Here is a 22,330-nt window from a genome sequence, read left to right as displayed (position 1 = left end):
CTGCCAAAGTAGCTCGGCCAAAAGAAAATGACTTTATATATTTTTTGTGGTTTTAAAACAACAAAATTAGTATTTTTATGTAGTTTTAAAACTTCATTATGCAAGTATTGATCGATTTTCAGGATTCATTGCTGCTGGCAATAAAAGAGGATTTTCAAAGGTTTTTGAGTAAAAAGATCAATTGGAATCAGCGAATGATTGGTATTAAAGGACCAAGGGGTGCAGGAAAGACCACACTCATGCTTCAGCACCTCAAATTCACCTTATCCAAAAATCAGGTAAATGGCCTATATGTCACAGCAGATCATCCTTGGTTTTATCAAAATACTTTATTGGATACTGCTATGAGTTGGTTTCAGAAGGGAGGCCAAGTTTTATTGATAGATGAAGTGCACAAATACCCCAATTGGTCGAGGGAACTGAAGAATATTTATGATGGGTTACCCCAGCTTCAGGTGATTTTTTCAGCCTCTTCTGCCTTGGATATTTATCGAGGAGAATCGGACCTAAGCAGACGGGTAATTAGTTACTCCCTACCTGGATTATCCTTCAGGGAATACCTTAAGCTATCTGAGGTGGTTGACTTTCCTTCTTTTTCCCTTGAGGATCTACAAAAAAGGCATCGGGAAATAAGCCAAGAAGTAATTTCAAAATTCCGTCCATTGCCCCATTTTGAAAAATACCTCAGCAGAGGATACCTCCCAGTTTTTATAGAAGGTGAACATGAGTATGGATCTAAACTCGAACAAATAATCAATACAGTAGTAGACACAGACCTGGCCTATATCTCTTCCTATAATGCCGGCACAGCCGCTAAGGTCAAAAAATTACTTGGAGTGATTGCTGAATCTGCCCCCTTCAAACCCAATGTTTCGGCTATTTCCGCTAAACTAAGTATTTCTAGAGATCGGATTTTAGAGCATATCTATCAGTTGAAAGATGCAAGAATTCTAAACGTTTTACTTACAAAAGGCAAAGGAATCTCAAGATTACAAAAACCGGATAAATTATATCTTGAAAACACAAACCTTTCTTTTGCCATCAACTCCTCCCCGGATAAAGGAGCTCTTCGAGAGACTTTCCTCCTAAATCAGTTGCTGAATGCAGGATACGAAGTGTTTGAGCCCAAAAAAGGAGACTTTTGGGTGAATGGATTAACTTTAGAAGTGGGTGGGAAAAACAAATCCTCCAAACAAGTCATCAGTGAAGAAAAATATTTGATAGCTAGTGATGATATAGAAACTGGCTGGGGAGAAAAGGTTCCATTATGGCTTTTTGGGTTCCTATATTAAAAAATCAGGATCTAAAGACAAGATTATCCGATTCATTTTTGCTGCCATCCCTGAGCCAGAGAAAGAGTGGAGGGTTTGTATCTGAAAATGGTGAGAGATACGAAAAAGAACCTTTGAGGTCTTTTCTCAGACCTCGAAGGTTTAAATCATCACTAGAGATGAGGAATTTTAGTAAATCGATTGATTTTAATCTTTAAGCTCCAAACAATAGATAAAATAGGAGTTTGCATAATCATTGGATAATCTATGTTTAAAGGAATCCGGTAGCCTATCGGAATTCTCTAGAATCCGTTCTCCGGAAACACCAAAATACAATATTCCATCCTCTACAAACTGAGGGGCAAATAGGTTGATCCCAGAAATTGAATTGTCGACCAAACCACGATAGATTTTCAATTCACCAGAATTAAAATCCAATAAACCCAAAGCTTGATTCCCTTTTTGACTCAGTCCAAATAGTATTCTATTCCCATTCAAACCATAGATTTCACCTAGTAAGTAGCTGTATTTCTTTTCATTGAAAAGCTGAAGCATATCCATTGCACCTTGAATTTGGGAAAATCGATCTTTTGTTACAGCATTTGCTCCAAAATCTACCTGAAATAGCGGTTTGAAATCGACTTGATCCCAAATGTAAATTGTATCATTAAATGCCTGAGAGAATAGTGTTTTTCCATTCCAATTGGAAAAAGGTGAGAAAGTCTGGTTGTAAAAGCGGTACCGGTTTTTATCAATGGGTAAATAGGATTTGGAACTACTGAAACCGTAGCTTACAATGTCCCATTCTCCATCATCTATACCATTTGTGTACGCTATTGTATTTGAATCTTTTCTGAAATGAACTTTAGCCTTGAAAGGTAGTTTCTCTGTTCCAGTCTCTTCTAATTCTTCATTTAACCAAGTGATTTGCTGGCCATAGGTGATTATTCCAATACTATCATTTTGAGTAATGATTTGGGTAATTGCGTTGGCATTCAATTTATCATCAAATCCAAAATCAATACTTTTTCGTACCGCGCCACTCTTTTCTATCTGATGAAGACTAAATACAATTCCTTCTTCAAACAAATAAAAATAATGATCAGATTTGCGGATAGTTGGGGTACCAGAAATTGGATACTTCGTTTTGACCTCAATGATTTCCAAGCTTTTTCCTATTTCAGAGACTAATAGCGACTTATCTACTTGTATAGGAGTAAATGAAAATTGATCAGTCTTATTTGCACAGGAGAAAAAGATAAAAAGCAAAATGAAGATTAAATTTCTCCACATATTCTATTAATTAAAAATGATCTTGGAAGATGTTTCAAATCTTTGAAAGAATCAAGTCAAGGATCTAAAGTAACTTTTGACGAACCCTCCAAGGGTTTAAAATCCCTTGGAGGGTTACAAAAAAGCCCGATTCCACAAATGCAGAACCGGGCTTTAAGCTATAGGGTTGTTTGGTTGATTAATTACACGTAATTGTTGAGCATTACAGGCATTACGAGCATCAGGATATCTTCATTTTCGTCCTGCTCAGCTGGCAAAATCAAACCTGCTCTATTTGGTGCGGAGAACTTCAGGCTGACTTCTTTGCAAGAAAGATTGTTCAACATTTCCACCAAGAATTTGGCGTTGAATCCGATTTCGATATCCTCTCCATCATGCTCGCAAGATAATCTCTCATTTGCCTCATTAGAGAAATCCAAATCCTCCGCAGAGATCATCAATTCGGATCCGGTCAATTTCAATCTCACCTGATGTGTGGTCTTATTGGCATAAATCGCGATACGACGAAGTGAGCTTAATAAGTCCTGACGATCGATGGTCATGATGTTTGGATTGTCCGCAGGAATTACGTTTTCATAATCCGGGAATCTCTCATCAATCAGACGGCAGATCATTTTAATATTGTTGAACTTGAAGTAGGCGTTCGATTGGTTAAATTCCACACTTACCGGTACATTTTCGGATGGTAAAGTGGATTTTAGAAGATTGAGTGCTTTTCTTGGAATAATTAAGCTCGCAGGACTGGAAGAAGCCACGTCCACTCTTCTATAGCGTATCAATCTGTGACCGTCAGTTGCTACAAAAGTAGTATTGGTATCGCTAAGGTTGATATATACACCAGTCATTGCAGGTCTCAATTCATCAGAACTGGTCGCGAAAATGGTATTGGAAACAGCACTGGAAAGTACCTCTGTGGACATATCCACAGTAGTCGCATTATTGACAGTTGGGATTTTTGGAAAGTCTGTGGCATTCTCTCCAGCCAATCTATAGCGTCCATTATCAGAGCTGATTTCCACAGCATAAGTGTCATGATCTATGCTGAAAGTTACAGGCTGCTCCGGAAGGTTTTTCAACGTTTCGATCAAAATCCTTGCAGGTACTGCGATATTTCCGTCTTCTTTGGCTTCTACGTTGATTTCAGTAATCATTGACGTTTGAAGGTCCGAAGCAGTGATCGTCAATAAACTGTCTTTGATTTCAAAAAGAAAATTTTCCAAAATCGGAACTACCGGATTGGTGGTGACTACACCATTGATCGCCGAAAGCTGCTTTAAAAGGGCAGAAGAGGAAACAATAAATTTCATATCGTAGGGCTTAGTTGTATTTTACTTTTGGAATGGGGGTAAATTTATAAATAAAATCGGATTGAAAAGTCCGTAAACGCTTTTCATATACAAATATTATCTTGATTTCTTGAAATTAAAGCTAGATAGTTTTTTTAGAAAACTTTCTAACTCTCCAAGTAGAGATCAATCCTCCCGCAATCAGCAATATCAGGACGGGCACCAAAACATTGATGGTCTGCCAAAAACTTTTTTGCTGAGCCACCTTTACTTTATTCAATGGTCGAATTTGGAAAGCTTTGTTTCTGGAAGCAATAATCCCTTCTGGATTAATTAAATATTGAGAAAGATTCCTCAGGAATAATTTATTGGCAAAAACCAGTTGATTGAATGGATCGTCTCCCAATGTCAGCATTCCACCCGAAACTGGGTCCTTTTGACTTTGAAATACCTCGCCATCTCCAATTACCACCACTTTGCCTGATCCATTTTCTTTGAAATTCTCCTTGGCAAATTCTTCAGGAATAAACCTATTTTTAAACAAGGAGGTGAAATCCCCTTCCAATAAGTAGGCTAAAGGAAGGTTTCGAGTAGCAAATTGATCCACGTCAGGCTCTTCCTGCATATCCCGAAAAGCGACTCTGGCTGGAGCCGGGAGAATTCTCGCGAAATCTGAGCTAAACAGCAAAGGAGTCTTGCGAATTCCCTGAGCCAATACAGTATCCAAACTACTAACAAATCGCATGTACACCACATCTAAGCCTTTGGTGATAGGATGTTGCTGCATTCTGCTGGCCTGAATATAAAATGGCCAAGGTAAAGGGACTAATTGTTCCTGATTCCCAAAATTCCCGCCCATAACAGGGAAATAGCCAAAGTTCAAATCTTGAATCAAATCTTTATTGATTCGGACTCCATATTTGAAAAGGAGGTTTTCCAAGCCGTTTTCAAAAGGCATTGCTAATGTTCCCTCTCCTCCTGCCTGGTTGATATCTACAGCAACCCCATCGCTCAAAATGACCAGATTACCACCCCGCATCACATATTGGTCCAGCAGATAAACTTCTCTTTCTGTGTAGGTTTCTCTTGGGCCTTGAATGAAAATGATTTGAAAATTGATGAGGTCCTCTACTGTTCGGGCTTGTTCCAAGGGTACTTTGAAAATCTCAAAATCACCATCTAAAGCTTCTACCAGACCATATCCATCATCTTCCGCCATTTCTCCATGGCCGATGAGCATAGCGATGGCTGCAGAGCTAGGCTGACTTAGTTTTCTGATAGCATTGCTTAATTCAAATTCAAGATTTTCGATGGATTGATTCAGGATTTGTTCCTGACTCATTCCCTCTTCGCCTTTCAATACCAAAGCACCGGTTTCAAATTCTTCATTGTAGACTAGAATTCCGGGGAAAATCAATTGACTTTTCTGCCCTGCATTTTGATTAACCATCAAGTTGGTCGGGTTGATTCCGTAATCTGCCAATTGAACCACAAACTCCTGCTGCTCCTCTGCCGGCAAACTCAATGGGTCGAAATAGGAAAAAGTTATTTTTTCGCTGCTGTATGCATTAAAGGTTCTTACAGTTTCTTCGATAGATTTTTGAAGCCTCCTCATTCCACCCGGAAGCTGATCTCCGACCAGTAATATCTCCACATGAAGAGGGGTTTCTAGCTGCGCCAAAACTTCCTCCGTGGCCGGGTGAAGTGAGTACCGTTTATCATCCGTCAAATCAAGTCTGAAACGAAGCAGCTGGCTTGTTGCAACCAAAAGCAGTAGTCCTCCAAGCAGGATTCCCCAAGATTTGGTGATATGTCCGAAATACCGACTCATTTATTTTTCAATACTAAAATGGAGGCTCCCAAAAACAGCCAAATCATCCCTGCCAAAAAGAAGAGATCAGAGGAGTCAATCACTCCACGGCTCAGATTGACATAATGATAACTGAGGCTGATCTCTTCTATCCAATAAGAAATAGCTCCCAGCTGCAAATCAGCAATTGCCGTGAAGCCAAAGTAGATCAGAAAGCAAAGAAAAACTCCCAATACAAATGCGACCACCTGTTGAGAGGTTAGTGCGGAAGCGAAAATTCCCACAGCACCAAAGACGGCACCGATCATCAATAACCCAATCCAGCTTCCAAAAAAGCCGGCTTGATCCAAATTACCAATCGGATCGCCTAGCTGAACAATACTGATATAATAGAGCAGGGTAGGCAGTACGGCCAAAATAATTAGGCAAAGCAATGCTAAATATTTGGCTATAATAATTTGAGTCAGTGAAAGTGGCGCAGTTCTTAATAGCTCCCACGTTTGGTTTCTTTTTTCCTCAGCAATGGCACGCATGGAAAGCGCTGGGATCAAAAAAGTAAACACGTAAGGAGTGTAAGTAAATAAGGGCTCCAAATCGGCATAGCCATATTCCAAGACGCTGGTTTCGGGGAAAACCCAAACGATCAAGCCTATGGCGACAAGAAACAAGGCTAGAATCAAATAGCCAAGGAGACTACCGAAAAAAGCATTGATTTCCTTAATGAATAGGCTTTTCATCTTGTGATTTCCCGGAATAGTTCTTCTAAATTTTTCTTGCTTTGGCTCAGGTTAACCAAGTTAAGATTTCGCTCTGAGACAACTCCCAAGATAGCTTTTCTTCCAGCGTTGGGATCTGATACCTGAATTTGAATTTCATTCGGACCTTTCCTTCCAAAAGTGACTTTTCCAATAGTTGAAAACCAATCAAGCTGAAGCTCTTCCTCAGTTTCCAAGGATAAGGTGCTTTGTTGATTTCCAGACTGTAAATTTTGCAAGGAGTCCGCGGCCAATATTTTTCCCTTATTGATGATGACCACATCTTGGCAGATAGCTTCCACTTCCTGCATGATATGGGTGGAGAGAATCAATGTTTTTTCTCTTGCAACCTCCTGAATCAACTTGCGAATTTCTACAAGTTGGTTGGGGTCCAGCCCGGTGGTAGGTTCATCCAAGATCACTACCTGAGGATCATGAATTAAGGCTTTGGCTAATCCTACCCTTTGTTGATAACCTTTTGAAAGCTGGGAGATTTTTTTGTGTTGTTCTGGAATCAAACCTGTTTTATCCAGCATTTCTGCTAGCCGGCTTTTGAGTTGTGAACCAGAAAGACCATAAAGTCCGCCAGCAAAGGATAAAAACTCTTTTACATACATATCCTGGTAGAGCGGGTTTTTTTCGGGCAAATAACCAATCAGAGGGCTCACTTCTTTAGGATTAGTCAAGGCATCTTTTCCCATGACCTGAACATTACCGCTTTCTGCGGCTAAATATCCAGTAATAATTTTCATGGTAGTGGATTTGCCAGCGCCATTTGGTCCAAGAAATCCAAGAATTCTCCCAGGCGAAGCAGAAAAAGTTACCTGATCCAAGGCCTTTTGAGAACCGTAATTCTTACATAAGTGAGAGACTTCTAAGGACATAGGCTATAAAAGAGACCAACCGGGAGTTCACCCGCATGGCATGGGCAAAAACCCGGTTGAGAAGGTCTAGGACAAAAATAGTTATTGCCTGTGGAAAGGCAAGTATTTCAGTACTCAGTTTTTGATAGCTGCCTTTAGTCAAGTCTTTTCAGACTTCTGATTTTAGATTTCAGACTTACTTTTTCCCCTTAGGTCTCAAAGGTCTACATTCCACATCCACTACAAAGTAATTTGGATGCGTTTCCAAAGTCTGAACAATGGTAGTCGCCACATCTATAGGGCGCATCATATTTTCGTGGGCTTGCATGCCTGGAATGTCATCAAAGAAATTGGTTTGAATGGAACCAGGGTAGATGGTTGATACTTTGATGCCAAAGTCACGTAACTCCATGTACAAGGAATGTGAAATTCCTCTTACGGCGTGTTTGGTGCCCACATATCCGGCAAATTGATTTACACCATTCAGTCCTGCAATAGAAGCTACATTCAGAATATGCCCTTCATCTGCCACTTTCATGCCAGGGATTACTCTCTTGGTAGTATAGAAAATACCGTGGACGTTGGTATCAAACATTGCTTTCCAATCTTCTGAAGAAAAAGACTCAGTTGCTCCAGCTATACCAAAGCCGGCATTGTTGACCAAAATGCGAATGTCAGTCCCTAATTTTTGAGTAGTAGCCTGAAAAGCCTTTTCAACACTTTCTTCCTGAGAAACGTCGCATGTGAAAAAGTGAAAGTTTGGATGCTCGAGTTTAGGCTGATTTCTACTCCAACCTGCTACAGTCACTCCTTTTTCCAATAATAATTTAACAAGTTCAAGACCGATGCCCTTGCTGACACCGGTGACAATGGCGGTTTTATTTTTTAATTCCATAGAAAAGCTTTTTAATAAAAAGCAGATTGGATGGAATTGGTTCGGTAGTAAGGTATTTTTTCCTGCTGTTTCTTTATAAAAATCAGAAATATCTAACTTGCTTTTCTTTTACAAACCCCAATCATATTATGAAAAAACTGATAATTCCCTTTGTTCTGCTAAGCGGGATGGCTTTTGGCCAAACAAAACTTCGGCCTGCTATAGATAAAAAAGCTGCCGAAATTGAGTCCAAGGTTATTGAATGGAGAAGAGATATTCACCAAAATCCCGAACTCGGGAATCAAGAGGTTAGAACTGCTAAAAAAATTGCTGATCATCTGAGGTCTTTAGGAATAGAAGTAACTGAAGGAGTGGCCGTGACTGGAGTAGTAGGATATTTGAAAGGAGGGAAGCCAGGACCTACTGTTGCACTTCGTGCTGATATGGATGCCTTACCGGTAACCGAGCGAGTTGACCTACCTTTTAAATCCACAAAAACGGCTATTTACAATGGTCAGGAAACTGGTGTGATGCATGCATGCGGGCATGATACCCACGTCGCTATTTTAATGGGCGTTGCAGAAATCCTGGCAGGTATGAAAGACCAATTACAGGGTAATGTAAAATTTATTTTCCAACCTGCTGAAGAGGGAATATATGAGCCAGGAGTGTCTACCTGGGGTGCAAAACAAATGGTAGAGCAAGGAGTGATGAAAGATGTGGATGCTGTTTTCGGTCTGCATATTTCAGCCCAAACTGAAGTGGGTAAAATAGGCTATAGATCAGGACCTGCACAAGCTGCGGTTGATAATTTGGAGATCATCGTTCACGGTACCCAAGCCCATGGTGCTTCTCCTTGGTCAGGAGTGGATCCTATTGTGACTTCCTCCCAGATTGTGACAGGTTTGCAGACCATTCTTTCCAGAAGCGTCAATATCACAGAAAATCCGGCTGTGGTAACAGTAGGCGCTATTCATGGAGGCATTCGACATAATATCATTCCTGAAAAAGTGGAGATGATTGGAACCATACGAACTTTTGGAGAAGAGCAGCAGGCGCTAGTTCATAAAAGAATTACTGAGATTGCTACCAATATTGCCGAAAGTGCCGGTGCCAGAGCAGAAGTAAATATTCAAAAACTATATCCATCCACTGTGAATGACCCTAATCTCACCAGCAAAATGGTGGCTACTTTAGAAGCTGCTGCAGGGAAAGAGAATGTGAGGGTTAATCCACCTGTAACCGGGGCTGAGGATTTCAGCTTTTACCAGAGGGAAAAACCAGGGCTATTTATCGGTTTGGGAGGAATGAAAAAAGGAGGAGATCCTACCAAAACACCTTCTCATCATACACCTGATTTTTACATAGACGAGAGCGGATTTATTTTAGGTTTGAGGGTGATGAGTTATTTCGTAGTGGACTATATGAATAAGTAGTGTGAATATTTTTTCTGATTTTCCGCAGTCTTCTCAGTTGCTATATTTTCTTTGCTTGACCGATTGGATACTTCGACTTCGCTCAGCACAGGAGACCGAAGACCGAAGCTTCGGATTCTGATCTTTTTTGCTGAGAATAAGCCGTATTTCCATCTTACTGGAAGAACCGGATATATATAACATTTAAAAGAACCCAGGTTTTAATAAGGCTTGGGTCTTTTATTTTTCCTTCAGGTGATACTGGATTTTGTATATTTAAAATCCATTGAAAATTAATTACACATGAAATGCCCATGAGAATAAATCTCATGCTGGAGGAATTATTATCCTGTGCATTTCATGTGACCTTTAAAATCAAACTATAGACACATGAAACGATTAATACTTCCCTTCTTATTGCTTTCCACTACCGCTTTTTCACAATCGAACTTGAAGCCTGCCATTGATAAAAAAGCGACTTCCATAGAGTCAAAAGTAATCGAGTGGAGAAGGGATTTTCATAAATATCCGGAATTGGGAAATCAGGAATTCCGAACAGCCAAAGTCATTGCCGAACATCTTCGATCTTTGGGAATGGAGGTCACAGAGAATGTGGCAGTAACTGGCGTGGTGGGTGTTCTTAAAGGAGGGAAGCCGGGTCCTATGGTAGCTTTAAGAGCAGATATGGATGCACTTCCAGTGACCGAGAGAAATGACTTGCTATTCAAATCGGTGAATACAGCTACTTACAATGGACAGGAAACAGGTGTAATGCATGCCTGTGGGCATGATTCCCATATGGCGATTTTGATGGGAGTAGCTGAAGTGATGGCAAGTATGAAAGATCAATTAAAAGGGTCTGTAAAGTTTATTTTTCAGCCTGCGGAAGAAGGAGTTTATGATGCGGATATTGCAGGTGCCGAACTCATGGTAAAAGAGGGAGTGATGGAAGATGTAGACGCCATTTTTGGATTGCATATTTGGGCTCAAATTGAGGCAGGTAAAATTGGATACCGATCCGGTCCATTTATGGCTGCTGTTGACAATTTGAATGTGACCATTACGGGGACCCAAGCGCATGGAGCATCACCTTGGTCTAGTGTTGACCCTATTGTAACTTCAGCACAGGCTATTATGGGTTTGCAAACCATTTTATCAAGAAATGTAAATATTACCGAAAATCCTGCTGTAGTTACAGTGGGCGCTATTCATGGTGGAATCCGTCATAATATCATCCCAGAAAAAGTGGAAATGATTGGTACGATCCGAACTTTCGGAGATGAACAACAAGCTTTGGTTCATCGAAGAATTACAGAAATCATCACCAATATTGCAGAAAGTGCAGGGGCTAAAGCCGATGTAAATATTGGTAAGCTTTATCCTTCAACCGTGAATCCACCTGAGTTGACTGCGAAAGTGCTGCCCTCAGTAGAATCAGCAGCAGGTAAAGGGAATGTGATTGCAATGCCTCCGGTAACAGGAGCTGAAGATTTCAGCTTTTTTCAAAGAGAGAAGCCTGGTTTCTTTTTCTTTTTGGGAGGTATGAAAAAAGGCGGAGATCCTTTGATTACGCCTTCTCATCATACACCGGACTTTTTTATAGATGAAAGCGGATTTCTTTTGGGAGTCAGAACGCTTAGCTATTTGACGGTGGATTATATGGAGATGAATAAGAAGTAATCTTGAATATCTGAAGTTTGGCTGTTCATTTGGTCAGAGTTCAAGAGTTCACCGTTCAGTTAGTCTTCGGTCAAAAGCTCCATTTTCCGAAATCATCATACTAAACGACCGTAAATCTGAACTCTCAAATCGTAAACAATTTAGCTTCCAACCAAAAAATAAAGCCCGGCTGCCAATGCTGCTCCGGCAATAGGACCTAAGATTGGAACCCAGGCATAGCTCCAATCAGAGCTGCCTTTTCCATGGATTGGTAATAGCTGATGTACTATTCTAGGACCTAAATCCCGGGCAGGGTTGATTGCATAGCCTGTTGTTCCTCCTAAAGACATGCCAATCACCCATACTAGAAATGCCACAGGGAGCGCTCCTACAGAACCTAATCCAATCGGAGTTTGATCAGCGTCTTCGATTTTTGCTCCTGTAATGTAGAGGATGACAAAAATTAGCACGAAGGTTCCTATAACTTCCGAAATAAAGTTGTTTTTCAAATTTCGAATAGCAGGGCTGGTTCCAAATGGGGCCGCAATTTCTCCCGGATCTTTGGTCACTTTGAAGTGGTCGACATGCATGAGCCATGAAAAGAATGCACCTAATCCTGCGCCTAATACCTGAGAGCCAATATATCCTGGAGCCATAGCCCAATCAAATTTTCCAGCTAAAGCTAGACCGACAGTGACCGCCGGATTGAGATGTGCTCCACTATATGGTCCCGCAACCACCACTCCCGTAAATACTGCCAGAGCCCAAGCCGTGGTAATGACCAGCCAGCCTGAGTTATGTCCTTTGGTTTGTGGTAAAACCACATTGGCAACTACTCCAGAGCCTAATAAAAGCAAGAGGCCTGTGCCTATAATTTCTGCAACGTATGGATTCATATGCTATTCTACCCAGTTTTTTGATCTTTCGACCGCTTTGTGCCAAAAATGTAGAAATTTTTCCCGTTTTTCTTTTTCCATATCGGGCTGAAAGCTTTTATCTGTTTTCCAAAGTTCCTGAATTTCTTTTCGGTCTTTCCAGAATCCGATCGCTAATCCGGCCAAAAATGCTGCTCCAATAGCTGTTGTTTCGATGATTTCCGGTCTTTTGATTTCGCACTCCAAAAGATCCGATTGAAACTGCATCAAAAAATTATTGGCAGTTGCTCCTCCGTCTACCCGGAGTTCTTTGGTCTTTTCTCCGGCATCCTTTTCCATTGCTTTCAGCACATCATATACCTGATAAGCGATGGCTTCCAAGGCAGCTCTGGTAAAATGCGCAATTGTTGTTCCCCGCGTAATCCCGAAGAAAGCTCCTCTGGCATTTTGATCCCAGTGAGGCGCTCCCAAACCGGCCAAAGCTGGTACAAAATAAACGCCGTCATTATCCTCTAAACTTAGGGCAAGCTTTTCAGTTTCTTTAGCGTTTCCAAAAAGCTCTATCCCATCTCTTAACCATTGAATTGCTGCACCTCCTATAAACACGGATCCTTCCAGTGCATAATTGATTTCATCTCCGATTTTCCACGCTACTGTGGTTAGCAATTTGTTTTTTGAGCTCACAGCCTCCTTACCAGTATTCATGACTAAGAAGCAGCCGGTGCCATAAGTGGTTTTCGCCATTCCCGGCTCTGTGCAAAGTTGCCCGAAAAGTGCGGCCTGCTGATCTCCTGCAATGCCCGCGATGGGGATTTTACTGCTCAAAACATCACCTGCTGTTTCGCAATACACCTCAGAGCAGGATTTTACCTCAGGAAGCATGGACTTGGGAATGTTAAATAGTTCCAGTAATTCATCATCCCAGTTTTGCTCATGGATATTATACAACATGGTCCGGCTGGCATTGGTGATGTCTGTAATATGACAATTCCCTTTGGTGAGTTTCCAAATAATCCAAGAATCTACGGTTCCGAAGGCTAGTTCTCCAGCTTCAGCTTTTTCTCTTGCTCCCTCTACATTCTCTAAAATCCAACGAATTTTGGTGGCTGAAAAATAAGAATCAATGATTAATCCTGTTTTGGAAACAATCATTTCAGAATGACCCTGATCTTTCAATTCATTGCAATAGGCGGAAGTTCTTCTGTCTTGCCAAACAATAGCATTGTAAAGCGCTTTTCCTGTTTTTCTATCCCAAACGATGGTGGTTTCACGCTGATTGGTAATGCCTATGGCTGCTACTTGGTCGATGCCAATGCTTTTGTTGACCACAGATTCAATCATCACAGAGGACTGTGATTTCCATATTTCTTCAGGATCATGTTCTACCCAGCCTTGTTTGGGGAAATGTTGTTTGAATTCCTTTTGTGCAACAGAAACGATTTGCCCTTTTTTGTCAAAAATGATCGCTCGGGAACTGGTGGTTCCCTGATCAAGGGCCATGATGTAGGGTTTGTTTTGGGTCATTGTCTGGATTTATGTTAAAAAGAAAAATTCTAAGCTTTAATTAAATACTTTTCGGCGACTTTCTTAAATGCAATTAACTCTTCCTGTATCCAATTTTCATCTTTTTGAAGCTCTTTGGCCATGAGTCGAGCTACTTTCTCAGCAGAGTCCAAGGCGGCCTGAGCATCCAAAATGAGCATTCGAATTCTTCTGGATAAAACATCTTCTACTCTGACTGCCATTTCATTTTTGACAGCCCAAAGAACCTCAGCCATCAGGTTTGGAAAATCAGTATGGATTTTTTCAGAAAGCGCGGGATCGCTTTTTGCCAGCCCTTTTATTTCTTTGGCATCTGAGCCATACACTGACCAGTGACCTTCCGGCACGCGTTCGGTATAGCCATGAAGTTTCATTTCAAAGGATTGGCTCGGCACTAATAATTCACCTGAGATTTCAGGAAAATGTTCGACTGTATCTTCTCCCATTTTCCGGTAGGTAGTCCATTTTCCACCCGTGAGTGTCACGAGCTTACTTTCTGAAACGATCACCTTATGGCTTCTTGATATTTCCTTGGTTTTGGTACTGCCTTCTTTAGGTCTTGCTAATGGTCGCAATCCTGCGAAAACAGCTTTTACGTCTTTTCTACTTGGGGCTTTAGTCAGATAGCCCGCTGCTGTTTCTAACACAAAGTCAATTTCCTTTTCCAAAGCTTCGGGTTCTAGTTTGGCTTTTTCACGAAGTGTATCTGTGGTGCCTACTACCAGTTTTCCATGCCATGGAACTGCAAAAAGTACTCTTCCATCTTTGGTTTTGGGGATCATCAGTGCGTCCTTTCCGCCCAGAAAATCCATATCCATAACCAAGTGAATGCCCTGACTAGGTTGGATCATTTTAGGGGATCCTGGCTGGTCCATTTGTAGAATTTTGTCAGCAAAAACTCCCGTGGCATTGACCACCATTTTAGCCTGAAGGGTGTAATTGGTACCGTCCAATTCATCCTTGACTTTCAAACCCGTAATTTTTCCATTTTCATTTTTGATCAGATCTTTGACGGATGCATAATTGAGAATGCAGGCTCCGGCATCATCTGCAGTTTGCGCTATGGCCAAGGCTAGTCTGGCATCATCAAACTGTCCATCGTGGTAAACCACTCCTCCTTTCAGTCCTTTTTGTTTGACTGCAGGTAGGCGTCTGATGGTTTCTTCCTTTGATATGAATTTACTCTTACCCAATCTTAGTGAACCTGCCATCCAGTCGTAGATCTTTAAACCCACGCTGTATTGAACTCTGTCAAACCAAGTGTAGATGGGAATAATAAAAGGCTGGTTTTCTGTCAGGTGAGGTGCGTTTTGCAAAAGTTTACCCCTTTCCTTCAGGGCTTCCAACACCAAGCCTATATCGCCTTGGGCTAAGTAGCGAACTCCTCCATGCACCAGTTTGGTGCTTCTACTAGAGGTTCCTTTTGCAAAATCAGCTTTTTCCAACAATACCACGGTCAAACCTCTGGATATGGCGTCTAATGCCACTCCCAAACCGGATGACCCTCCTCCAATCACAGCAATATCCCAAATTCTGGAAGTATCAGAAATTTGCTTAATGTTTTCTTCTCTATTCATTTGTCAGTAAAAATAACTCAAAAAGAAATAAAAAGAAACTAAAAGAAAGTAAAAAATAGATTTTTACTCCATTTTGCTTTCTTTTACTTAATTTAGTCAAAATTCATTGGATATGACACAGGCAGAGCGACATCGTTTTATTTTGGAGGAATTAGACAAGGCTGGATTTGTGACAGTGTCAGATCTAGCGAAGGCTATGGATGTCACTATGGTAACTGTCCGAAAGGATCTAAAAGTCTTGGAGGATAAGGGGCTATTGTATCGATCCCATGGCAGTGCAACTTCGGTTTCTCCTTATGTTTCTGACCGCTCTGTTCAGGTAAAAAAGTTGGAGCAGGTGGAGGAGAAGTCCAAGATTGCTGAGAAGGCCTTAGCCTACATTGAGGATCAGGAAGCAATCATCATTGGCTCTGGCACCACGGTGGTCGCTTTAGCCCAGGCTATTCCCAGAAATAAACCCTTGACTGTTCTTACTGCAGCGATGAATGTGACTTTAGCCCTGATGGACATGCAGGATGTAGAGTTAGTTCAGCTAGGTGGGGTTGTCAGAAAAAGTAGTAGCTCTGTAGTGGGACATTATGCAGAAGAAATGCTTCAGAGTTTTGCTTGCAGCAAACTTTTTTTGAGTGTGGATGGCATTAGTTTGGAACATGGCTTGACGACCTCCAATATGATGGAGGCTCATTTAAATGCTCAGATGATCCAGTCTGTTCAGAAAACAATAATTTTGGCAGACAGCCGGAAGTTTGGCAGAAAAGGCTTTGGAAAAATCTGCGAATTGGAGGATATAGATGTAATAATTACTGATTCCGGTATACCCGAAATCTACCGTGAAAAGCTGGAGGAAAAGGGGATTGAATTGGTGGTGGTTTAATAATCCTTGTAGAGCTTCCTTAATACCGCCGAACCATCTTTGCTAAGTTTGACTTCATAGATGAAATTATATTCATCTTCGGTAAGGTCATTGAATTTTTCTCCTTCACCGATAAAGTAATTGGCCAAACGACTGACGGTGTTACTATGTCCTACAACCAGTACATTTCCCTCCAATTCATGGAGTTTATCGACCAACTCATCATGGTTGGAAGGTTCATAGGATTGAATTTCTACACCGGCTTGTTCAGCAGTTGGCTGTGCAGTGAGTTGAGTTCTTTTATAATTAGTACTGAATATGTGTTTAATTTCCTGGTCTTTCAGGATTTGAGCAAGCTTTTTAGCCCGGATATACCCTACCTGAGCTAATTCCGGATCCGGATCCTGAACCAGTTGTTTTTCTGCGTGACGAACAATATAGATTGTCTTTTCTTTCTTCTCGGATTTACAAGAAATCATCAGAAAACAGATTAAAAGAAGTCCTATCAAAGCTTTCATAGTATTCAAGTTAGAAAAATATTTTCAAAAAGGTATTTTCCAAATAAGCCTTCGGCGAAATACCTCTCCCGCAAAGTAGCAAAGAGAGGAAGAGTATTTTATTCAACCTCAATCCCGTAGGGATTTAAGCTAGGTAGAAAAAGGTTTATCGCCTTTCTTTCATTCCGTAGGAATGATACTTTCCTCTTCTTTATCCCTTTGCAACTTTGCCACTTCGCGGGAGAAAAAAGGATATTTCAAGATATGCCTGCGGAAGATAGGGATCGAAATACAGTGGAAATACAATAGAAATACGCCTTCGGCGAAATAGCTCTCCCGCAAAGTAGCAAAGAGACGAAGAGTATTTTATTCAACCTCAATCCCGAAGGGATTTGAGCTCGGTAGTAAAAGGCTTATCTTCTTCTTTTCATTCCGTAGGAATGGAACTTTTTTTCTCTTTATCTCTTTACATCTTTTCCTCTTCTCGGGAGATAAAAAGATATTTCAAGATATGCCTGCGGCAAGATACGGGTCAAATCCCCCTTTGGAAACGTAAACCCATTTAAGGACTTAAACTTTAACAAAGGGGGCAAGGGGGATTTTATTGAAGATTTAATGGAAATACGCCTTCGGCGAAATAAATCTCCCGCAAAGTGGCCAAGAGTGGAAGAGTATTTTATTCAACCTCAATCCCGTAGGGATTTAAGCTGGGTAGAAAAAGGTTTATCGCCTTTTTTCCATTCAATAGGAATGGAATTTTCTTTCTCTCAATCCCTTTGCAACTTTGCCTCTTCGCGGGAGCTTAAAAAACATCATCGTTGCTAACCAATTAATCAACCAGAGAACGTATTGTCCAGATGCTGATCTTTAGCTTTAACTTCTTCAAACTCATAAAACTGCTCCCAGAATTCATTTTCCGGTAAAGCGGCTCTGAGGTATAGCTTCTCTTTTTTGATTGGGTGAACAAAGACTAAATTGAAAGCATGAAGGTTGATGCTGGCATCAGGGTTGGGCTTCGCAAATCCATACTTCAAATCTCCACGGATCGGGCAACCCAAAGAAGCTAATTGAACACGTATCTGATGAGGACGCCCTGAGATAGGCCTCACTTCTATCAGCCAGTGATCATTCAGTTTGCCTAAAGTTTTATAATTCAGTTCAGCTTTTTGGGACCCTGGAACTTCACGCTCATGCGCAGTGACCACATTTTTTTGCTCGTCCTTAGTAAGCCAATGGGTGAGCTTACCCATCTCTTCTCTTGGTCGCTTTTTGACGATTGCCCAATAGACTTTATGAATATCTCTTTTTCTAAAAAGCTCCATCATACGTTCCAAACCTTTGCTGGTTCGGGCAAAAGCCACCAATCCACTTACCGGTCTGTCCAAGCGATGGATGGGATGTAAAAAAACTGCTCCGGGCTTATTGTATTTTTCTGCAATATAATCCTTGCAGTAATCAGTCAGGGTTTTGTCACCTGTCTTATCTCCTTGCACTAAAACTCCCGCAGCTTTATTTACAATCAAAAGGTGGTTGTCCTCATAGACAACGTTGAATGGCTTCTTTTTCATAGATTCCACAAAGGTAGGCAATTTGTAATTAGTTCTGGTTTTCTATCAAGCATGTCTTGATTTTTAGTTGATTCTCTTTATACTAGCACTTTAATTTTAATTGTATAATGAAATCTCTACTGTTTATTCCAGTTCTTTTTTTGATTTTTTGCTGTTCACCAACAAGCAATAAAGAAAACCAAAGCATAAATGGGAAAGCTATTTCTTTGGTTGCAGAAGACTCTACTGTTGTCAAAGACATCTTAGCTAGCACCTTTATATTTCAGGATGGAGATCAGAAGCATTTGATCTTCCGTGATGCACCGGCGTCCACTATTTATGTTTTTGATCGGGAAAGTGGAAAGCTGGAATATAAGTGGACTAAAACAGGAGATGTACCGGGAGCCTTTTCGATGGCTACAAAGAATCTAAATCTTACAAATTCAGGTGAACTTGTTTTAATTGATATTAATCAGGGTTTAAGAGTTTTTACAAAAGATGGAGAATTGATCAATGGAGCAAGTCCAGTCGCCAATCAATGGAGTTTTGGAGGCCCGTTTAATCTTTTTCGAAACACCGATTTGGTCAATATCGAAGGAGAAAATTTCATTCTATATTCCTTAGATAAATTAGAAGCTGAGCGAGAATATAATCCAGCTTATCTTCAGAATCGAAATAATCTGGTCTTAACAAATCTAGAAACCGGAGCACATCGTTTTATTTTACAATTCCCAGAGAGTTCCAAATTTCTGAATGGGAAAATTTATCCTTTCGAAGATTTTAGACCAAACTTCGTTGTAGATGAATCTGCAAATAAGCTTTTTGTAATTTTTCAAAATGAACCTATTCTTTATACCTATTTATGGAATGATGGAAATCCGAAATTTCAATCCGCTAAACGAATTGAGCTGCCAGGTTTCGAAGAAAATGAAGGCTGGGAGCCAGGTTCTATTCAAATGGCTCAGATCACCGATCAAGTGAACGAGCCATTTCCTGCCAGAATTCAGGCTTTGGAAAAGGTAGAAGGAGGGTTTTTGTTAAGCTACAGTACCAAGCCTACAGATAAAGACAATTATACCAGATATAAAAATAAGGAGATTACCAAGGATTCGTTCGCTCAAATCATCGAGGAGACAAGGCGAAAAACAGTGTTTATGGATATGAAAGGTCAAATATTTTCTGTTGATTTTCCAGAAATGCATTACGAAAGCTTTCAAATTATTGGGGATAAAATCCACTGGATGAAAAAACCAATTCCAGGAGAAGAATCAGAAAAGTTTACTGTATTCTGGGGCACTCTGAAAATTGAATAAATCAATTTAATTTTTTCGCGATATCTGCCATAATCGATTCAGCATGTACAATGGAATTTTCGATGAAAAACTCCCGTGTATTCAATCCGCCGCAGACTACTCCGGCCAAATATACGCCCGATACATTTGACTCTTGATTGGCTTGGTCATAGCAGGGTTGGCGCTTATCGTCCAGTGATAATTCCACTCCTAACTGATCCAAGAGGGCAAAATTAGGTTTATAGCCTGTCATCGCCAATACAAAGTCATTGGCAATCGTGACGTCTCCCTCAGGAGTTGAGATGGTGACTTCTTTTTCTTTGATCTCCTTCACCTTGGACCGGGTAAATGCACGAATACTTCCCTCTTTTATCCGGTTCATGATATCTGGGCGCACCCAATATTTCACATTGTCATCTACTTCATCACCAAGTAAAACCATACTTACTTCAGCACCTTTTCTCCAAGTTTCCAAAGCGGCATCGACTGCTGAGTTAGCTCCTCCAACCACCAGTATTTTCTGTCCTATGAAAGGCCATGGCTCCTTATAATAGTGCATCACTTTGGGCAATTCCTCACCGGGAACATTCATCAGATTTGGCAAATCATAAAAACCTGTGGCCAATACGATTTTCCGGGTTTGGTAAATTCCCTTGGAAGTAGTGATCTGGAAATGGTCTCCAGGTCTTTCCAATTTTTCTACCCCCTCATACAAATTGACATTGAGTTTGAAGTGAAAAAATATCCTCCTGTAATATTCCAAGGCTTCAGTTCGGGTAGGCTTATTTTCTACCGACATAAAAGGGATACCTGCCATTTCCAATCGGTCGGAAGTAGAAAAAAAGCGCATATTGATCGGATAATTATAAATGGAGTTCGTCAGAGCTCCTTTTTCCAAAATCAAATAGTCTAAGTCATGCTTCTGGGCTTCCACCCCACAGGCTAATCCAATGGGGCCTCCCCCAACTATAATTACATCAAAAATTTTATTCATATACTTTAATAGGTCTGAATTTGTGCTGAAGCATCCTTGAATTTACTCTCGTCCCAATCGAAAGTCCTTTCTTGAATGGAAATAAGGTTGTTTTTGTTCCATAAAACCGAACTTGCAGAGCGAGTTCCGTAATTGCCGTTAGCTCTGATAAGTTGTGCTGACAAAGCAATTTCTAAGTCTTTGGGAGCTCCTGTATCAGGTAATTTCTCCAAAGCATAAGTTTGCTTGGACTTTAGGATTTGAAGGAGCTTGCTGTTGCTTGGATCCTGTTCGAGGGTTTCCTTCAGTTGCTTTTTTGCCAACTCAGTTTTGGGCCAAGGGTCATTGAGCAAGCCATTACTCAATCCATGAATTCCGGGTTCGACTTCTTGGATTCCATTCCCAAAATTACTAAAGTAGAAAAGCTCTTTTCCGTCCGAAACCAAGAGATTGAATCCCTCATAACGATTTTTTTCCTTTTCGATTTCTTTCAAATAATCTTTGGGAGAAATGCTGTCTTCCAGGAAATCTTGTACCAGTTTTCCTCTTGAAATTTCCCCATAGCCCATTTTCCTGAAATCCCGATAATTCGTCAAAAAAGACCAACGGCCGTTTAAATGAAACCCCATCCACGTACCTCCACCTCTCAGATCTTTTCCAGCAATAAAGTCACTTTCCCAGAGTTGCAAAGGGGCTGTGGGTCTTTCAAAAAACTCATCCCGATTGGCTGAGATTACCAAGGGATATTCGCTATGATTTTGCCAGGAGAATGCTACCAAACACATATTTAAATATAAAGCGAAAGGCCGGATAAACCGGCCTCTCTAGGTGAATTAACCAACTTTTGACTCTTTCAAGCTTGGATAATCTGTGTAACCTTTCTCTCCGGGAGTGTAAAATGTGTCCTGATCCCAGTCCTGCAAAGGCGCACCTTCCGCAAATCTCTCAGGCAAGTCAGGATTAGAAATAAATGGTTTACCAAATGCCACAGCATCGGCTAATCCTTCCTCAATCACTTTATTTCCACTTTCTTGATCAAAATTATTATTGATCACCAAAGTACCCTTATATATCGGTCTGTATCGCTTTGCGATGTTTGACTCCAAATAAGAGATCTCTGATACATCGGTGAAAGGCTCTGATAGGTGTAGATACGATAAGTTGTAATCGTTTAGCCTATTGACTATGTAATCAAATGTTGGAATTGTCTCTTCATCTGCCTCCATTCCAAAAGCTCCATGCAAGGAAGGGTTCAGTCTTACACCAATTCTGTTTTCAGGCATCACTTCCTTAATGGCGTCAATGACCTCAAATAGAATTTTTGCCCTGTTTTCTATGCTTCCACCATACTCATCAGTTCGCTGGTTGGAAGAGTTGTTGAAAAATTGGTGAAGCAAATAGCCGTTGGAAGAGTGGATTTCTACTCCATCAAAGCCTGCCTCCATGGCATTCTTTGCTCCATTTTTAAAATCTTGGATAGTTTGTTTGATATCTTCCAAAGTCATTTCCTTTGGAGTGACAGTCTCCTTGAATCCCTCTGGAGTATAAGACTTGGAGTTAGGGTTGATCGCAGATGGGGCATGTGGTAATTCCCCATTATGAAAATCAGGGTGAGAAATTCTTCCTACGTGCCATAACTGGATGAAAATATGACCTCCTTTGGCATGAACTGCCTCGGTTACTTTTTTCCAACCTTCCACTTGCGCTTTGGAGTGAATACCCGGGGTATTAACATATCCCACCGCTTTTTTAGAGATTTGGGAACCTTCAGTGATAATTAATCCAGAGGAAGCTCTTTGTTCGTAGTATTTTACATGAATATCAAAAGGAGCATTCTCCTCATTGTTAGCTCTACTTCTGGTCATTGGAGCCATCCAAACTCTATTGGAAAGTTTCATGCCTCCAACCTCTACAGGTTGTAAAAGTGCTTGCTTAGTACTCATAAAGA

19 protein-coding genes are annotated in these 22,330 nt (G+C 40.8%); 5 read left to right on the top strand and 14 right to left on the bottom strand.

Features of this window, described 5'->3' with window-relative positions:
- Nucleotides 1–98: 98 nt before the first annotated feature.
- The gene (locus tag B2906_RS11935; RefSeq protein ID WP_219957692.1) at nucleotides 99–1,292 is read left to right on the top strand and encodes an ATP-binding protein; all 1,194 of its coding nucleotides are present in this window, start codon (nucleotides 99–101) and stop codon (nucleotides 1,290–1,292) included.
- 186 nt (nucleotides 1,293–1,478) lie between these two features.
- Here B2906_RS11935 and B2906_RS11930 read toward each other — a convergent pair whose 3' ends face one another.
- The 6 genes from B2906_RS11930 to B2906_RS11905 all read right to left on the bottom strand — a co-directional run bounded on the left by B2906_RS11930 (nucleotide 1,479) and on the right by B2906_RS11905 (nucleotide 8,173).
- On the bottom strand, nucleotides 1,479–2,564 hold the full coding sequence (locus B2906_RS11930) for a 6-bladed beta-propeller (protein WP_219957693.1): 1,086 nt from the start codon (nucleotides 2,562–2,564) through the stop codon (nucleotides 1,479–1,481).
- 182 nt (nucleotides 2,565–2,746) lie between these two features.
- Nucleotides 2,747–3,871: a DNA polymerase III subunit beta gene (dnaN, locus tag B2906_RS11925; protein ID WP_091651216.1), complete on the bottom strand. Its 1,125-nt coding sequence runs from the start codon at nucleotides 3,869–3,871 to the stop codon at nucleotides 2,747–2,749.
- A 121-nt stretch (nucleotides 3,872–3,992) separates the two neighbouring features.
- Nucleotides 3,993–5,681, bottom strand: a complete 1,689-nt coding sequence (gldG, locus tag B2906_RS11920) for a gliding motility-associated ABC transporter substrate-binding protein GldG (protein WP_286939804.1) — start codon at nucleotides 5,679–5,681, stop codon at nucleotides 3,993–3,995.
- Nucleotides 5,678–6,397, bottom strand: coding sequence for a gliding motility-associated ABC transporter permease subunit GldF (gene gldF, locus B2906_RS11915; protein ID WP_219957695.1), 720 nt, complete (start codon nucleotides 6,395–6,397; stop codon nucleotides 5,678–5,680). The genes gldG and gldF overlap by 4 nt, the downstream gene beginning before the upstream one ends.
- Nucleotides 6,394–7,299: a gliding motility-associated ABC transporter ATP-binding subunit GldA gene (gldA, locus tag B2906_RS11910; protein ID WP_219957696.1), complete on the bottom strand. Its 906-nt coding sequence runs from the start codon at nucleotides 7,297–7,299 to the stop codon at nucleotides 6,394–6,396. Before gldA ends, gldF begins: the two co-directional genes overlap by 4 nt.
- A gap of 175 nt (nucleotides 7,300–7,474) precedes the next feature.
- Nucleotides 7,475–8,173: an SDR family oxidoreductase gene (locus B2906_RS11905; protein ID WP_339816463.1), complete on the bottom strand. Its 699-nt coding sequence runs from the start codon at nucleotides 8,171–8,173 to the stop codon at nucleotides 7,475–7,477.
- Nucleotides 8,174–8,301: 128 nt separating this feature from the next.
- On the opposite strand from B2906_RS11905, the gene B2906_RS11900 reads away from it, so the two are divergent.
- Nucleotides 8,302–9,588, top strand: coding sequence for an amidohydrolase (locus tag B2906_RS11900; RefSeq protein ID WP_219957697.1), 1,287 nt, complete (start codon nucleotides 8,302–8,304; stop codon nucleotides 9,586–9,588).
- Nucleotides 9,589–9,957: 369 nt separating this feature from the next.
- Complete coding sequence (locus B2906_RS11895) at nucleotides 9,958–11,247, top strand: amidohydrolase (protein ID WP_219957698.1); 1,290 nt, start codon at nucleotides 9,958–9,960, stop codon at nucleotides 11,245–11,247.
- Between the two features lie 140 nt (nucleotides 11,248–11,387).
- Here B2906_RS11895 and B2906_RS11890 read toward each other — a convergent pair whose 3' ends face one another.
- Genes B2906_RS11890 through B2906_RS11880 form a run of 3 tightly spaced genes read right to left on the bottom strand, consistent with a single transcriptional unit; the run spans nucleotide 11,388 to nucleotide 15,220 of the window.
- A complete protein-coding gene (locus B2906_RS11890) occupies nucleotides 11,388–12,122 on the bottom strand; it encodes an MIP/aquaporin family protein (protein WP_219957699.1) in 735 nt (244 codons plus the stop codon).
- Between the two features lie 3 nt (nucleotides 12,123–12,125).
- Nucleotides 12,126–13,625: a glycerol kinase GlpK gene (gene glpK, locus B2906_RS11885; RefSeq protein WP_219957700.1), complete on the bottom strand. Its 1,500-nt coding sequence runs from the start codon at nucleotides 13,623–13,625 to the stop codon at nucleotides 12,126–12,128.
- A 29-nt stretch (nucleotides 13,626–13,654) separates the two neighbouring features.
- Nucleotides 13,655–15,220: a glycerol-3-phosphate dehydrogenase/oxidase gene (locus B2906_RS11880; RefSeq protein ID WP_219957701.1), complete on the bottom strand. Its 1,566-nt coding sequence runs from the start codon at nucleotides 15,218–15,220 to the stop codon at nucleotides 13,655–13,657.
- Between the two features lie 112 nt (nucleotides 15,221–15,332).
- Between B2906_RS11880 and B2906_RS11875 the strand changes: the two genes are divergently transcribed.
- Entirely contained in the window at nucleotides 15,333–16,094 is a 762-nt protein-coding gene (locus B2906_RS11875) for a DeoR/GlpR family DNA-binding transcription regulator (protein ID WP_219957702.1), read from the top strand.
- Here B2906_RS11875 and B2906_RS11870 read toward each other — a convergent pair.
- A complete protein-coding gene (locus B2906_RS11870) occupies nucleotides 16,091–16,591 on the bottom strand; it encodes a SixA phosphatase family protein (protein WP_219957703.1) in 501 nt (166 codons plus the stop codon). The genes B2906_RS11875 and B2906_RS11870 overlap by 4 nt on opposite strands.
- An 812-nt stretch (nucleotides 16,592–17,403) precedes the next feature.
- Nucleotides 17,404–18,138, bottom strand: a complete 735-nt coding sequence (locus B2906_RS11865) for an RluA family pseudouridine synthase (RefSeq protein WP_219957704.1) — start codon at nucleotides 18,136–18,138, stop codon at nucleotides 17,404–17,406.
- Nucleotides 18,139–18,245: 107 nt separating this feature from the next.
- Between B2906_RS11865 and B2906_RS11860 the strand changes: the two genes are divergently transcribed.
- Nucleotides 18,246–19,430 carry a hypothetical protein gene (locus B2906_RS11860; protein ID WP_219957705.1) on the top strand — a complete coding sequence of 395 codons (1,185 nt, stop codon included), beginning with the start codon at nucleotides 18,246–18,248 and terminating at the stop codon, nucleotides 19,428–19,430.
- A gap of 1 nt (nucleotide 19,431) precedes the next feature.
- On the opposite strand, the gene B2906_RS11855 is transcribed toward B2906_RS11860, so the two are convergent.
- Genes B2906_RS11855 through B2906_RS11845 form a run of 3 tightly spaced genes read right to left on the bottom strand, consistent with a single transcriptional unit; the run spans nucleotide 19,432 to nucleotide 22,325 of the window.
- On the bottom strand, nucleotides 19,432–20,403 hold the full coding sequence (locus B2906_RS11855) for a YpdA family putative bacillithiol disulfide reductase (protein ID WP_219957706.1): 972 nt from the start codon (nucleotides 20,401–20,403) through the stop codon (nucleotides 19,432–19,434).
- A 5-nt stretch (nucleotides 20,404–20,408) separates the two neighbouring features.
- Complete coding sequence (locus B2906_RS11850; protein ID WP_219957707.1) at nucleotides 20,409–21,167, bottom strand: NRDE family protein; 759 nt, start codon at nucleotides 21,165–21,167, stop codon at nucleotides 20,409–20,411.
- Nucleotides 21,168–21,215: 48 nt separating this feature from the next.
- Nucleotides 21,216–22,325, bottom strand: coding sequence for an alkene reductase (locus B2906_RS11845; RefSeq protein WP_219957708.1), 1,110 nt, complete (start codon nucleotides 22,323–22,325; stop codon nucleotides 21,216–21,218).
- Nucleotides 22,326–22,330 lie beyond the last annotated feature (5 nt).

This window comes from Algoriphagus sp. UBA3586 (assembly GCF_002376385.1).
GTDB lineage: Bacteria > Bacteroidota > Bacteroidia > Cytophagales > Cyclobacteriaceae > Algoriphagus > Algoriphagus ornithinivorans.
This window is presented reverse-complemented; position numbering and strand designations above follow the sequence as displayed.